We start from the raw sequence: 13545 nt of genomic DNA on the forward strand, positions 1-13545 counted from the left end.
GCGAAGTAAGTGCCGAGTTCTGTTGGAGTTCACAAAAATGGGGCTAATGATAACAACTTTATTGCTTTTCATACAGAGAGGAATTGGGGAAATTTATACTTTTTCGATTGAATGGAAATGTGGTTTGGTTTGCGTTTACTATTGCGCTCAGAGTAATGAGATAAATCGCCCCAAAAGAGAACCACAATGACGACTCAACTAGTTGAAAAACGCCTAGCGCCTAAATTGATGATCCAAGATCTGGATGCATTTATGGCGAAGATTGAAGAGCTTGCATCCCTGTTAAAACTGGATCTGAGCTTTGCTCAAGCTGACCATATTGCGCTGCGAATTAATGATACTGAAACAGCAAAAGCCGCGCATGAAGCATGGAATCAATACGGTAAGGTGATTTCACAAGCGAAAATCAACGGTCGTCCAATCATCGTTATCGAATTCGACAAAGCGTTGGAAAGCCGTGGTTGGAAGATTGAGTGTCTGGAATTGCCATACCCTGCGGAAGGCAAAATCTACCCAAATGAAAGCTGGGAACATGTGGAGTTTGTGATTCCGTCTCATGCCGAAACTGCAGACGAGTTTCTTGCTGATTTGAAACACACTTACCCAGCGTTTGGCGCGCGTTTTAATGAGTTGGAAGAGCTAGGTGTGAAGATCAAACTGTCGAGCCCGAAAGGGGATGGCGAACGCTTGAACAACCCAACCGTGGCGTTTAAGTACCAAGGCATTTGTATCAAACTGCACCCGCATTCACTTAAGCGTATTGTGGAGTCTGAGCAGGCGTAAAACGCTAGAGTGAGAATTGCTGAGTTGCGAGAGGTAAAAAGGGAGCCGAGGCTCCCTTTTCGTAAGCGAATCACTATTTAGCCGGTGATTTGCTTTTTGGGTTGGTAATGGAAAGTTTTTTGCCTTTCAACTCTTTATTTAGAGTGAGTGTGAAAGTCTTTGGAAACGGCATTCGTTTACAATGATCCGCCTTGTCTCTAACGATAGTAATAAGAGCTTCTGTCTGTGAGCTTTGCTCTATTTTTAGGCTAAAGTCCTCGTTTTCACTGCAGCCGTTAGACTCTGTGATAAATGAAATTTGACTCTCACTTGTCCTATAAGTCTCTACCATCATTGCTTGGTGCTCAGACGTCTGGTTTGTTTGCAGTCCTGCGTTTGCTGAACATGCAGTTAAACTGATAGTGCCCAAACCAAGTAGGAATATCTTGAGTCTATGTTTCATCTCGTTACCTTTTTTTGCGTCGTACGAATGAACCTGCAGCCATTAACACCAGTAGGCCAATAGATAAACTGCCGCCTGAACTAGACTTTTTATTAACGTCGTTACCAGCATCGCCCGTATTATCTGTGCTGACTGACATATTTATGTTGCGAACAAATGCTTGCGCGCTGTAAATGCCACTTGAAAACGGGTGTTGGACGTATTCAAACGTTATCGTATTAGATGCTTTGTAAAGATCGATCTGGATCTCTTTATAATCGAGGAGTTGGTTGGTGCTATCGTAAATTTCACCATTAACTAAGATGAACAAGTAATCAAAACCATCGGACATTACTTTGAGATCCATGGTAAGTTTGCCCTTCGGAAGATCGGTCAAAACCAGCTCAGATACACCAGGATAAGCTCCCATATCCGCTGATTGCAGTTCACCATTTTCAGCCGTCCAAGCGTTTTGACCGGTATAAACATTTGCGTCTGCTAGCGGAATGGCATTACGCACTGATCTGCTTGCTTTATCTACACCTGAATACTCGAAAGTTGTTGTGAGTCTGGACAGTTTCGGATGATCGGTAAAGAGCTCTATCGTTGTTTCTGATCCCGAATAGCTAGGTTGGTAGCCGACGGTAATTTGACAGCTTTGCGAAGGCTTTAAGGTACCAGTACAAGTGCTTTTCTCGATGGTACTTCCGTATGATATTGTGCTTTGGTAGATGTTGAATGGGATAGTATCGTCATTACGAATAGTAAAGGTCTCTTGCTGCGCTTTTCGCTCAACGAAACGAAGATCTCGGTACTTAGTGAAGCTGATAGTATTGCGATGGCTATCTATCCATCCATTGTGTTGAAAATGAGCGACGTTGGCGTAAACACCATAAGCGTTTGGTTGAGCACATCCATCCCCCCAGCTGACCACGCCTAGCAATTTGTTGATACCGTTATCATCAACGATGAGTGGACCGCCGCTATCTCCTTGGCAGCTATCTTTACCTCCCCAATAGTATCCGGCGCAAATACCGTCATCTGATACATTAGAGTAGTTTCCTGGTAGGTTTTGGCAGGTAGCTCGATCTACGTATTCCAAATCTACTTGTTGTAAAACGGTTGGGTATATTCGGTCTGTCGTGGACGTATTTCCCCATCCAGCCACGTGCAACTTGTCTCCTACGCGTACGCTATCTAAAAGTTCTGGCGTTGCCAGGTCAATAGTTGCGCTATCGATATTGCGTTCTAATTCAATAAGAGCGATGTCATTGTTCGTTGTTATGTTGTTATATTCATCATGTGAATAGATATTTTTAATGGCGATGCGCTGTGCTTGAGACTCTCTGTTTTTGTCATAAAGACCAAGAACGATATCCAGATCGTCCGCATTAAGACCTTCCACACAGTGCGCAGCAGTTAATACGTATTTTCCACCTAGGAAACTGCCACCACAAAAGTGACCAATAGATGTAGGTTGTCCTTTACGTACCAGTGAAGCAATAAATTTCCAGTCGGAAGTGTTGGCAGGTTCGCCGCCGATAATGCGAGTGGATACATCATTCTGAACAGGCTCAAGAGTATCTGCGATTGTGGTTGCTGGTAAAGTCAGCCCAATCAGAAAAGCCACTAACGTTTTTTTCATTTTAATTCCGTAATATTAACGTGGTTTATTATAAGGAGGGCAAATGATAAACGGAATCATTCTCTCAGTAAATAGTTGTGGAGAAATGAAAAATTATAACGTATCGGTTTAACTTTGATGGTTAGAATTGGAGGGGGGATCTTCTGAAAAGATGAAACCCGCCAAGTTGGACGGGTTTCACTATCGTTGTAACTAGTACGGAGGGATTACAGGATCACTGTCTTATTCCCATAAACAAAGACGTGGTCATTGATCACTTTATTCAAAGCCTTACTCAATACGTTCTTCTCTACATCGCGTCCCGCTTGCGCCATATCTTGGGCATTGAATGTATGGTCGACAGGAATTACGTCTTGCTTGATGATCGGCCCTTCATCTAAATCATTAGTCACGAAGTGTGCTGTTGCACCGATGATTTTCACACCGCGATCGTAAGCTTGTTGATATGGCTTCGCGCCAATAAAAGCAGGTAAGAAGCTGTGATGAATATTAATGATTTTGTGGTGATATTTCTCAACAAACGTCGGCGTTAATACGCGCATGTATTTAGCTAGCACCAAAAAGTCAGCATCGTATTGATCGATCACTTCTAGCATCTTCTGCTCGTGTTCTTCACGGCTAAGGTTTTCATGGGTCACGTGGTGGTAAGGAATGTCGAAGCGTTCAGTGAGAGTTTGCAGTTTGTCGTAATTCCCCACCACTGCAGCGATCTCAACATCTAGGCTTCCATCGTAGGTTTTCATCAGAATATCGCCTAAACAATGCGCTTCTTTTGTGACGAGAATGACGATGCGCTTACGGCGAGAGCCAACCAATTTACGCTTAGCACCTTGCGGGAGAGCTTGGTCCAAGTCGGCAAGAAACGTTTGATCGTTGAAGTATCCCTCCAGCTCCGTCCTCATGAAAAAGTGGCCACTGGTATTATCAACAAATTCGTTATTGTGAACGATGTTGAGTTGGTGCTTGTAACAGATATTAGTAATTTTCGAGATGAGGCCCGGGGCGTCAGAACAGTGGGTCAACAGTGTTTTCTTTTCCATAAATCAGGTACTTCCATGCATTAATATTTTAGCGTACGAATTTGTTATTATTCCCTAGCGGGTGTAACTGTACTGCCATGTTTCACCATAAATAATCTATTCTTACGTTGGTTTCAACAAAATATCCGCGTGTCGCCGCAAGCTGGTCAGATTGTGGGCTGATGTCACTCCTATTCCTCTGATATACTCTCGATAATTTTTCAAACTCAATACCAAGCATGATCGCAAAAACTTTTTCCTCTGATGGCGCGTTAGGTAAGGCCATTCCTGGCTTTCAAGCTCGCCAGCCACAAATCGATATGGCGGAAGCCGTCAGCAGTGCGATCAAAGATCAAACCCAGTTGGTGGTGGAGGCAGGAACCGGAACCGGTAAGACCTTCGCATACCTAGTCCCTGCGCTGTTGAGCGGTAAAAAAGTGATCATCAGTACAGGCTCGAAAAACTTGCAAGAGCAGTTGTACCATCGTGACTTACCGCTCATGGTCAATGCGCTTGGTTTTTATGGCCAAGTGGCGTTATTAAAAGGGCGTTCTAATTATCTGTGTTTGGATCGTTTGAGCCGCCAAATGGTCGAAAGCCACACTAATGAATCTGACCCGACGTTATTAACTCAACTGGTTAAAGTGCGTGCTTGGTCATCAGAAACCAAAACAGGTGACCTTGGTGATTGTGATGATCTGCCAGAAGACAGCATGATCATTCCGACCATCACCTCAACCAATGATAACTGTTTAGGTAAAGAGTGTCCGAGCTACACCGATTGCTTTGTATTGAAAGCGCGTAAGCGAGCCATGGATTCCGACATTGTTGTGGTGAACCATCACTTATTTCTTGCTGATTTAGCGATCAAAGAGACAGGATTTGGTGAACTGATTCCAGAAGCCGATGTGTTTATTTTTGATGAAGCTCATCAGTTGCCAGATATTGCGAGCGAATATTTCGGCCAGTCAGTTTCAAGCCGCCAAATTCACGATCTTGCCAAAGACATTGAAATAGCCTACCGCACCGAAGCCAAAGATATGCGTCAATTGCAAAAAGTGGGCGACAAACTCATGCAAAGCGCAATGGACATGCGGATTGTCTTGGGTGAGCCAGGCTTTCGTGGCAACTGGCGTGAGGCGTTGCAATCAGGTTCTATTAAGCGAGAATTATTGCGCTTAACTGATAGCCTCGAATTGGCGATTGATGTACTCAAAATAGCTTTAGGGCGCAGTCAATTACTGGATACCGCTTTTGAACGAGCCAATTTGATCAAAGGCCGCATCGACCGCGTCTGTGATGTCGATATTACCGGTTACTCATACTGGTACGATACCTCGCCTCGTCATTTCGCTCTGCACATTACGCCTCTTTCTGTCGCGGACAAGTTCCATGAGCAAATAGAGATTAAACAAGGCGCGTGGATTTTCACGTCAGCAACCCTAGCTGTATCGGGCGACTTCAAGCACTTTACTGAGCGCCTTGGCCTCAAGCCTACAAAGCAATTTTCTCTGCCGTCCCCCTTTGATTATCAAAAACAAGCGCGCCTTTGTGTGCCAAGGTATTTGCCAGAGCCAAACAGTAACGGCTTAGCGGATAAGTTAGTCCGAATGCTTGCTCCGGTGATTGAAGAAAATGATGGTCGCTGCTTCTTTTTATGTACCTCGCACAGCATGATGCGTGAACTGGGTGAGAAGTTCCGAGAAGTACTTGAGCTGCCTGTGTTAATGCAAGGGGAGATGAGTAAGCAGAAAACCTTGGCGGAGTTTATGGAACTGGGTAACGCTTTACTCGTGGCGACGGGCGCTTTCTGGGAAGGGATTGATGTTAGAGGTGATGCGCTGAGCTGTGTTATTATCGACAAATTACCGTTTACCGCCCCTGACGATCCGTTACTCAAAGCCCGTATCGAGGATTGTCGATTACGTGGCGGTGAACCATTTGCTGAAGTACAAATCCCGGATGCAGTGATTACGTTAAAGCAGGGAGTCGGGCGATTAATTCGAGATCAGAAGGATCACGGTGCGTTGATCATTTGTGATAATCGCCTTGTCACGCGAGACTATGGTGGTATTTTCCTCGGAAGTCTACCACCTATCCCAAGGACGCGAGACTTAGATGGAATCAAAGCATTCCTGAAAGCAGAACAATCTGTCACAGACGCAAGTGCTGAGGCATAACCCAATAAATGAGAGTTGTAGAGAGTTAAATGAGCGCAAAAATTCTTGCTATCGATACAGCGACTGAAAACTGTTCAGTTGCGTTGTTGGCTAATGATCAAGTGATTTCACGTAGCGCGGTTGCACCACGCGATCACACCAAAAAAGTACTGCCAATGGTTGATGAAGTACTCAAAGAAGCTGGCCTGACTCTACAAGAGCTGGATGCGTTAGCGTTTGGACGTGGTCCAGGTAGCTTTACTGGCGTTCGTATCGGTATTGGTATCGCACAAGGTTTGGCGTTCGGTGCTGACTTACCTATGATCGGCGTTTCAACGCTGGCTGCAATGGCTCAAGGTAGCTATCGCTTACATGGTGTGACCGATGTCGCTGTGGCCATTGATGCACGTATGGGTGAAGTTTACTGGGCACGTTACACTCGCCAAGCAAACGGTGAGTGGGCAGAGATGGATGCAGAGTGCGTAATTCCACCAGCACGTCTCGTTGAAGAAGCACAAGCAGACGACAAAACGTGGACGACAGCAGGTACTGGTTGGGATGCTTACCAAGAAGTATTAGCAGGCCTACCGTTTAATTTGACGCATGGTGACGTTCTGTACCCTGATTCACAAGACATCGTGATTCTTGCTGAACAAGAATTTAAAAAGGGTAATACCGTGCCGGTCGAAGATTCGAGCCCTGTTTATTTACGTGATAATGTGACATGGAAAAAACTTCCTGGTCGCGAATAGTCCGTTTTTCATTAACCTGACAAAAAGCAGGGCGTTTGCCCTGTATTTTTATGGAGTGCTATGGCGTCGATTAATGGCTTGCCTCCTTCTTTGATTCCTGGTGCAAATCGCACTAATAAAGCCAGTCAAAAGAAGCAGGTAAATAAATCACAAACAAAGCAGCCTGTAGGTCAGCCTTCAAAGGTTGCTAACGCCGTGGCGCACTCCATAAAACACGTGGATGAGTCCCAAATTCACCGAGCTCAAGTGCAATATGACCTTCCTGAAGGAGGCGCACGTAAAGCAATGGAGCAGTACATGGATGTCATGAATCGAGCTAAAAAAGAGGAACTGGCTCAATTACTTGGTGTCGATATTTACGTGTGAGATCTCCCCAGCTTGGGGTTACTAATATTGAAAGGTGGTTTATGAAGGTTTTTGGACGGTTTTTTCTCGCATTATTTGCTACGGTTGGTTTGTATGCGTGTAGCTCGTTGCCAGAGGAGCTAAATGCAAGCACAGAATTGGTCGTTACAGACTATAAAGCTTTTGCTGAGTCTCAGGGGCAAGTGAGTGAAGATGTTCGCCTTGGTGGAATCATCGCTAAAGTGGATAACTTTAAAGATAAAACGCGTCTAGAGATTGTAAACCTTCCTATCAGTAAGTCTGGTAAACCTGATATTGATGAAGAGCCTACGGGGCGTTTTTTCGCCTATTTTGATGGCTATTTAGAGCCTGTCGCCTTTAGTGAAGGCCGTTTGGTGACGGTTGTAGGCAAAGGAGCAGGGGAAGAAGAAGGAAAGATCGGTGAGCACGGTTACATCTTCCCGGTAATTAAGGGGGAAGGGTACCGTTTATGGAAAATTGAAGAACGTGTACGCATGTATGACTCGCCAACCTACTTTTACCCATGTTACTCGATTAACTGCCGCATGTGGCGTAATGATTTCCCACAAGACGGTAAAGTGATAAAACAGGTCAAATAATCTGCGATGCATGAGCGTCAATTCGAGCTTCCTGCCGGCAAAATGGCAGCCCTTGAGATAGGGAACGAGAAAACGGCTGACTTGTCAGTCGTTTTTCTTCATGGGTGGTTAGATAATGCGGGCAGCTTTAAAGCGCTCATGGAGCAGTTGAATAAACTTAATCCTCACTTACACCTCCTCGCCATCGATCATTTTGGTCACGGTTTATCGAGTCATAAATCTCACGATAATTATTACCCCTTTCACGACTATATTGCCGATTTGTATCAGTTTTTGGATGAATTATCACCAAACAGACTGATATTAGTAGGGCATTCACTTGGTGCTTTAATCGCAAGTTGCTATAGTGCTGCGTTTCCAGAGCAGGTCGAAGCTCTTGTGCAAATTGAGGGGGCAGGACCTCTTAATGAAGAGCCTACTAACAGTTTGCCTCGTCTTCGCGATGGCGTTTTAAGTCGAATAAGACAGCAAAACAAGCCAGAGCGAGCCATTGCCTCTTTCGATCTGGCGTTAAAATTACGCATGCAAGCCAACCAATTAACCGCTGAGCAGCTTCTACCGATAGTCGAGCGTGGAACAGAGCAGCGAGGAGATAAATGGTATTGGCGGCATGACGCCAAGTTAAAATGTGCGTCGCTTTACCGAATGGCGCAAGCGCATGCTAACTCGATTACCAGCCAAATACGTTGTCCTCATTTGATTGTATTAGGCGATCAAGGATTTCAGAATTTACCATCTAACCAAGCTGATTGGGGAGAGAACCCACCGCAAGTGGTGTCTGTCAAGGGTGGTCATCACTGTCATTTAGAGCAAATACTCGAGGTCGCAACGCGAATTCTTGGTGTAGTTAACAAAATTTAAACAAGTGTTTGAGAGTTGCGTGCTCAAGCACGTTCGCTGTGCTGTAATAGCTTTCAAAATAAAAAGGACGCTATTTTTTAGCCAGTTATAAACGAGGAGTAACATCGTGGATAAACCATGGCTTTCACGTTATCCAAGTGACGTACCTGAAACCATTAATCCAGAGCAATATGAGTCTTTGGTAGAAATGTTTGAACAGTCTGTACAAAAATATGCAGACCAACCAGCATTCATGAACATGGGCTCGGTTATGACCTTCCGTAAATTGGAAGAGCGTAGTCGCGCATTCGCAGCGTATCTGCAAAACGAGTTAAAACTGCAAAAGGGTGACCGCGTTGCTCTGATGATGCCAAACTTACTGCAATACCCAGTAGCATTATTTGGTATTTTGCGTGCAGGTTGTATCGCCGTAAACGTTAACCCACTTTACACTCCTCGTGAACTTGAACACCAATTGAATGACTCAGGTGCGACGACGATTGTGATTGTGTCTAACTTTGCGAATACGCTAGAACAAATCGTCGATAAAACACCAGTCAAACACGTAGTGTTAACCAGTCTTGGTCAAATGCTGCCACGAGCGAAAGGTACGATTGTCGATTTTGTCGTGAAGTACGTTAAGGGCATGGTGCCTAAGTACGATTTACCTGGTGCAATCTCAATGCGTCAGGCTCTACGTAAAGGTCGTCGTCTACAATACGTTAAACCGTTTATGTCTGGGGATGACATTGCATTCCTGCAATATACGGGGGGGACGACAGGTGTCGCGAAAGGCGCGATTCTGACTCACCGCAACATGATTGCGAACGTTCTACAGGCAAAAGGCGCGTACGGACCGGTTTTATCTCCGGGGCGTGAATTAGTCGTGACAGCATTACCGCTGTATCACGTATTTGCTCTTACCGTAAACTGTCTGCTGTTTGTTGAAATGGGTGGTCGTAACTTACTTATTACCAACCCTAGAGATATTCCAGGGTTCGTGAAAGAGCTACAAAAGCATCCGTTTACTGCGATTACGGGCGTGAATACCTTATTTAATGCATTGGTCAATAATGAAGATTTCCACGAGTTGGATTTCAGTAATCTACGTTTAGCCGTTGGCGGCGGCATGGCAGTGCAGCGCTCAGTGGCAGAAAGATGGCAAAAGACCACGGGTTGCTATTTGCTCGAAGGTTACGGTCTAACAGAGTGTTCTCCGTTGGTGGCGGCATATCCGCATGATCTTGTTGAATACAATGGCTCTATTGGTCTGCCGGTACCATCAACAGAAGTTCGTATCGTGGACGAAGAAGGTAACGCTCTTGCGAATACTGAAACTGGCGAACTTCAAGTTCGTGGTCCTCAGGTTATGCAAGGTTACTGGCAACGACCTGAAGCAACGAAAGATACGATTAACGAAGACGGCTGGCTATCAACTGGCGACATCGTTAAGTTCGATGACGAAGGCTTCCTGCATATCGTTGACCGTAAGAAAGACATGATCTTAGTATCAGGCTTTAATGTTTACCCGAACGAAATCGAAGACGTTGTAGCACTTCACGGCAAAGTACTTGAAGTTGCTGCTATTGGTCAGCCGCATGAAGTGTCTGGTGAATTAGTGAAGATTTATGTCGTGAAACGCGATCCGAGCTTGACCAAAGACGAAGTGATCGCGCATTGTCGAGAACACTTAACTGGCTACAAAGTTCCGAAGTTGGTTGAGTTCCGCGAAGACTTACCTAAAACCAATGTCGGTAAGATCTTGCGTCGTGTTTTACGCGAAGAGAATGACGCTGAACTTGCGAAGAAAAGCGCATAAGCCGATTTCGTCGAGTCGAGAGATTTAAAAAATGATAGAATGCCAGCGTTTTGCTGGCATTTTTTATAGCGAGAAGTATGTGAACTATCAAATTATTACTAAAAACAAAGACCTAGAAGAGGTTTGCACTCATGCCCGAGAGGCAGACGTAGTGATGTTGGATACCGAATTCGTTCGTATTCGCACTTTCTACCCGCAGTTAGGTCTGATTCAGCTTTTCGATGGTAATCGCCTCTCGCTGATTGATCCGACTGAATTAACGGATATGACGCCGTTTGTAGCGCTATTAAAAGATACTTCTGTGCTAAAAGTGCTGCACGCATGTGGTGAAGATTTAGAAGTTTTCCAAAACGCTTTTGGTTGTACACCATTCCCTATGGTGGATACGCAGCTGATGGCCGCTTTTCTCGGTCACGGCCTATCGACAGGCTTCGCATCGCTGGTGGAAGAATATTTAGGCGTAGAGCTCGACAAAAGTGAATCACGTACCGACTGGATGGCTCGTCCACTGACACAAAAGCAATTAGATTATGCTGCCGCAGATGTTCATTACTTGTTACCGTTATACGAAAAGCTGTTCGATAAGGTGACGCAAGCAGGTTGGTGGGAAGCTGTACAGCAAGAAAGTGATTTACTCGTTTCGAAACGTATTCGCGTAACCAATGAAGAGAATGCCTACCTTGATATTAAGGGCGCTTGGCAATTAAAACCTTCTGAGCTGGCGATTTTAAAGCCATTGGCGACGTGGCGTTATCGTGAAGCAATCAAACGAGATTTAGCGCTGAACTTTATCTTCAAAGAAGGTGATCTATTAACGGTCGCTCGTCTTGGTTTAACGAACTTTAAGAAGATGGAAGCAGAAGATATTGATATCCGAGCGATTAACCGCCATGGCGCGAAGATTGCCGCGATTGTTAAACAAGCGAAGCAAACACCTTCTGAAGAGTATCCTGCGAAAATTGAGCGTTTAATGGACTATCCGGGTTACAAGCAGGTCTTCAAAAATATGAAAGACTTGGTGAAATCGGCTTCGCAGAAGTCTGGTTTAGCCACGGAGTTCCTTGCCTCTAAAAAGCAGATCAATCAGTTGATCAGTTGGGTTTGGAAAAAAGATCGTGACCCAGAAGTGTTGCCTGATTTGATGCAAGGGTGGCGTTTGGATTTACTCGGCGACAAGATGAACAAAGCATTAAAGTAATGAAAGATGAAAAAGGTTGGCCTCGATGCCAACCTTTTTCGTTCTAATGAGAGCATTCGTCTGGCGAGAGAAACTGATTACTTTTCTTCGTCTGGTAGCTTCACATTTAGCTCAAGAACTGAGATATCGTCGTCTTTGTGCTCAAATGTTAAGTCAACCATATTTGGATCAATTGCCACGTACTTGCTGATCACCTTCAAGATGTCTTCTTTTAATTGAGGCAAGTAAGACGGCGCAGGATCATTTTGGCTGCGGCGCTCTGCGACAATGATTTGCAAACGCTCTTTAGCTAGATTCGCAGAAGTTTTCTTCTGTGGACGGAAAAATTCTAATAATGACATGTCTAGCCTCCAAAGAGTCGTTTAAAGAGTCCTTTCTTCTCCTCAGTAAGGAAACGAAATTCAACCTGATTGCCTAATAAGCGATCAACGGTGTCAGAATAAGCCATACCCGCATCGGTGTTATCGTCAAAAGTGACTGGCACACCTTTGTTTGACGCGTTAAGCACGGCTTGGCTTTCTGGAATCACGCCCAGTAGTGGAATATGTAAGATCTCCTCTACGTCTTCAACGCTTAGCATTTCGCCTTGAGTGACGCGAGATGGGTTGTAGCGAGTCAGTAGCAGGTGCTGTTTTACTGGCTCTAGCCCTTGTTCTGCACGCAGTGACTTAGAATCTAAAATACCGAGAATGCGGTCAGAGTCACGCACAGAAGAGACTTCTGGGTTCGTTGTGACAATGGCTTCATCGGCATAGTACAAGGCCATTAACGCGCCTTGCTCGATACCTGCTGGTGAATCACAAATAATGAAATCAAAGCCCATTTCATCAAGTTCGCCGAATACGCGCTGAACACCATCTTTTGTCAGTGCGTCTTTATCACGAGTTTGAGAAGCAGGAAGAATAAATAGGTTGTCCGTGCGCTTATCTTTGATCAGCGCTTGGTTTAATGTCGCTTCGCCGTTAATGACGTTTACAAAGTCATACACGACGCGGCGCTCACAGCCCATGATTAGATCGAGGTTACGCAAACCGATGTCAAAATCGATCACCGCGGTCTTTTTTCCCTTAAGAGCTAGACCAGAGGCGATGGCTGCGCTTGAAGTGGTTTTACCAACGCCACCTTTACCAGACGTTACTACAATAATGCGTGCCATTTTTTTTCCTTTTTAGATTAAATCGCGAGAACTTCTAAATGTAATGATTCATCGGCTTTACTGATCATTACTTTCTTTTGCCAGTACTCGCTTTCAATTTGATCGCTTAACCAGTAGTCACCCGCAATGGATACCAGTTCTGCTTGTAAATCGTGGCAAATAATACGCGCTTCCTGCTGACCACTTGCTCCTGCAATCGCACGACCTCGAAGTGTGCCATGGATATGAATAGAGCCGTCAGCAATGACTTCAGCACCTGCACTTACGTGCGCTAGCACCACCAAATCACCATCTTTTGCGTAGATCTGTTGTCCTGAGCGGACAGGCGTACGAACTACTTTCGTTGGTGCCATTTTGGCAGGTGCTTGGCTTGGCGATTTGCTCGCCGACATAATGGCGAAGCCAGCTTCGGAAGCAAGGTTTTGTACACGCTTGTCTTTACAGCCCGTTACACCGACCGGAATAAAACCGGCATCTGAGATGCCTTGTTTAAGCTTAGGGAAATCAATGTCGCCTTGTACTTTTGCTATATTGATTACCAAAGGCGCGGATGCAAAAAAAGAAGGTGCTTGAGAAACTTTTTCTTGCAAAAATTCGACAGTCTTTGCGATCTCATTGTCAGAAAGGTGTAAAACTGACAATGTAAAACTGCTACCTTTAAGGTCTGGTGAATGGGTCATCGTGGACTTCTTGCCTTTATTGAAAGAGCGTTGCCTTAAACTAGGTATGTCATGTTATATTTCATCCTTTGACGCAGCAAGTTCTCTCGTGGGCAAATAGGTGAATTA

At 45.0% G+C, this 13545-nt stretch carries 14 protein-coding genes; 8 read left to right on the forward strand and 6 right to left on the reverse strand.

Annotated features, from left to right (window positions below):
• Positions 1-186: 186 nt before the first annotated feature.
• Positions 187-783 (forward strand): VOC family protein, encoded by a 597-nt coding sequence (locus tag R7O12_RS10005; protein ID WP_017819945.1) that lies wholly within the window; start codon positions 187-189, stop codon positions 781-783.
• 73 nt (positions 784-856) lie between these two features.
• On the opposite strand, the gene R7O12_RS10010 is transcribed toward R7O12_RS10005, so the two are convergent.
• From R7O12_RS10010 to purU, 3 genes are all read right to left on the reverse strand, one after another.
• Positions 857-1225: a hypothetical protein gene (locus R7O12_RS10010; RefSeq protein WP_171343123.1), complete on the reverse strand. Its 369-nt coding sequence runs from the start codon at positions 1223-1225 to the stop codon at positions 857-859.
• 4 nt (positions 1226-1229) lie between these two features.
• On the reverse strand, positions 1230-2849 hold the full coding sequence (locus R7O12_RS10015) for a S1 family peptidase (RefSeq protein WP_005382202.1): 1620 nt from the start codon (positions 2847-2849) through the stop codon (positions 1230-1232).
• A gap of 206 nt (positions 2850-3055) precedes the next feature.
• On the reverse strand, positions 3056-3889 hold the full coding sequence (purU, locus tag R7O12_RS10020) for a formyltetrahydrofolate deformylase (RefSeq protein ID WP_005382206.1): 834 nt from the start codon (positions 3887-3889) through the stop codon (positions 3056-3058).
• Positions 3890-4107: 218 nt separating this feature from the next.
• Between purU and R7O12_RS10025 the strand changes: the two genes are divergently transcribed.
• From R7O12_RS10025 to rnd, 7 genes are all read left to right on the forward strand, one after another.
• Positions 4108-6048 (forward strand): ATP-dependent DNA helicase, encoded by a 1941-nt coding sequence (locus R7O12_RS10025; protein ID WP_005382210.1) that lies wholly within the window; start codon positions 4108-4110, stop codon positions 6046-6048.
• Positions 6049-6077: 29 nt separating this feature from the next.
• On the forward strand, positions 6078-6779 hold the full coding sequence (gene tsaB, locus R7O12_RS10030) for a tRNA (adenosine(37)-N6)-threonylcarbamoyltransferase complex dimerization subunit type 1 TsaB (RefSeq protein ID WP_104975959.1): 702 nt from the start codon (positions 6078-6080) through the stop codon (positions 6777-6779).
• A 60-nt stretch (positions 6780-6839) separates the two neighbouring features.
• On the forward strand, positions 6840-7145 hold the full coding sequence (locus R7O12_RS10035) for a hypothetical protein (protein ID WP_047102883.1): 306 nt from the start codon (positions 6840-6842) through the stop codon (positions 7143-7145).
• A 41-nt stretch (positions 7146-7186) separates the two neighbouring features.
• Entirely contained in the window at positions 7187-7744 is a 558-nt protein-coding gene (locus R7O12_RS10040) for a Slp family lipoprotein (RefSeq protein WP_318125792.1), read from the forward strand.
• A gap of 6 nt (positions 7745-7750) precedes the next feature.
• Positions 7751-8605 carry an alpha/beta hydrolase gene (locus R7O12_RS10045; protein ID WP_318125793.1) on the forward strand — a complete coding sequence of 285 codons (855 nt, stop codon included), beginning with the start codon at positions 7751-7753 and terminating at the stop codon, positions 8603-8605.
• 106 nt (positions 8606-8711) lie between these two features.
• Positions 8712-10403: a long-chain-fatty-acid--CoA ligase FadD gene (gene fadD, locus R7O12_RS10050; protein WP_005382216.1), complete on the forward strand. Its 1692-nt coding sequence runs from the start codon at positions 8712-8714 to the stop codon at positions 10401-10403.
• Positions 10404-10482: 79 nt separating this feature from the next.
• Positions 10483-11601 carry a ribonuclease D gene (gene rnd, locus R7O12_RS10055; RefSeq protein ID WP_031777213.1) on the forward strand — a complete coding sequence of 373 codons (1119 nt, stop codon included), beginning with the start codon at positions 10483-10485 and terminating at the stop codon, positions 11599-11601.
• Positions 11602-11678: 77 nt separating this feature from the next.
• Here rnd and minE read toward each other — a convergent pair whose 3' ends face one another.
• From minE to minC, 3 genes are read right to left on the reverse strand one after another with little or no spacing between them, the layout of a single operon-like run.
• A complete protein-coding gene (minE, locus tag R7O12_RS10060) occupies positions 11679-11942 on the reverse strand; it encodes a cell division topological specificity factor MinE (protein WP_005388332.1) in 264 nt (87 codons plus the stop codon).
• Between the two features lie 2 nt (positions 11943-11944).
• Positions 11945-12757: a septum site-determining protein MinD gene (minD, locus tag R7O12_RS10065; protein WP_005388331.1), complete on the reverse strand. Its 813-nt coding sequence runs from the start codon at positions 12755-12757 to the stop codon at positions 11945-11947.
• A 17-nt stretch (positions 12758-12774) separates the two neighbouring features.
• Complete coding sequence (gene minC, locus R7O12_RS10070; protein WP_005382304.1) at positions 12775-13437, reverse strand: septum site-determining protein MinC; 663 nt, start codon at positions 13435-13437, stop codon at positions 12775-12777.
• Positions 13438-13545: the final 108 nt, after the last annotated feature.

The sequence above is a fragment of the Vibrio sp. Vb1574 genome (assembly GCF_033338675.1).

What these genes read in the sequence shown, in the direction of transcription:
- R7O12_RS10005 (WP_017819945.1), top strand. Translation starts at nt 187, where the DNA reads ATGACGACTCAACTAGTTGAAAAACGCCTAGCGCCTAAATTGATGATC.
- R7O12_RS10010 (WP_171343123.1), bottom strand. Translation starts at nt 1,225, where the DNA reads ATGAAACATAGACTCAAGATATTCCTACTTGGTTTGGGCACTATCAGT.
- R7O12_RS10015 (WP_005382202.1), bottom strand. Translation starts at nt 2,849, where the DNA reads ATGAAAAAAACGTTAGTGGCTTTTCTGATTGGGCTGACTTTACCAGCA.
- purU (WP_005382206.1), bottom strand. Translation starts at nt 3,889, where the DNA reads ATGGAAAAGAAAACACTGTTGACCCACTGTTCTGACGCCCCGGGCCTC.
- R7O12_RS10025 (WP_005382210.1), top strand. Translation starts at nt 4,108, where the DNA reads ATGATCGCAAAAACTTTTTCCTCTGATGGCGCGTTAGGTAAGGCCATT.
- tsaB (WP_104975959.1), top strand. Translation starts at nt 6,078, where the DNA reads ATGAGCGCAAAAATTCTTGCTATCGATACAGCGACTGAAAACTGTTCA.
- R7O12_RS10035 (WP_047102883.1), top strand. Translation starts at nt 6,840, where the DNA reads ATGGCGTCGATTAATGGCTTGCCTCCTTCTTTGATTCCTGGTGCAAAT.
- R7O12_RS10040 (WP_318125792.1), top strand. Translation starts at nt 7,187, where the DNA reads ATGAAGGTTTTTGGACGGTTTTTTCTCGCATTATTTGCTACGGTTGGT.
- R7O12_RS10045 (WP_318125793.1), top strand. Translation starts at nt 7,751, where the DNA reads ATGCATGAGCGTCAATTCGAGCTTCCTGCCGGCAAAATGGCAGCCCTT.
- minE (WP_005388332.1), bottom strand. Translation starts at nt 11,942, where the DNA reads ATGTCATTATTAGAATTTTTCCGTCCACAGAAGAAAACTTCTGCGAAT.
- minD (WP_005388331.1), bottom strand. Translation starts at nt 12,757, where the DNA reads ATGGCACGCATTATTGTAGTAACGTCTGGTAAAGGTGGCGTTGGTAAA.
- minC (WP_005382304.1), bottom strand. Translation starts at nt 13,437, where the DNA reads ATGACCCATTCACCAGACCTTAAAGGTAGCAGTTTTACATTGTCAGTT.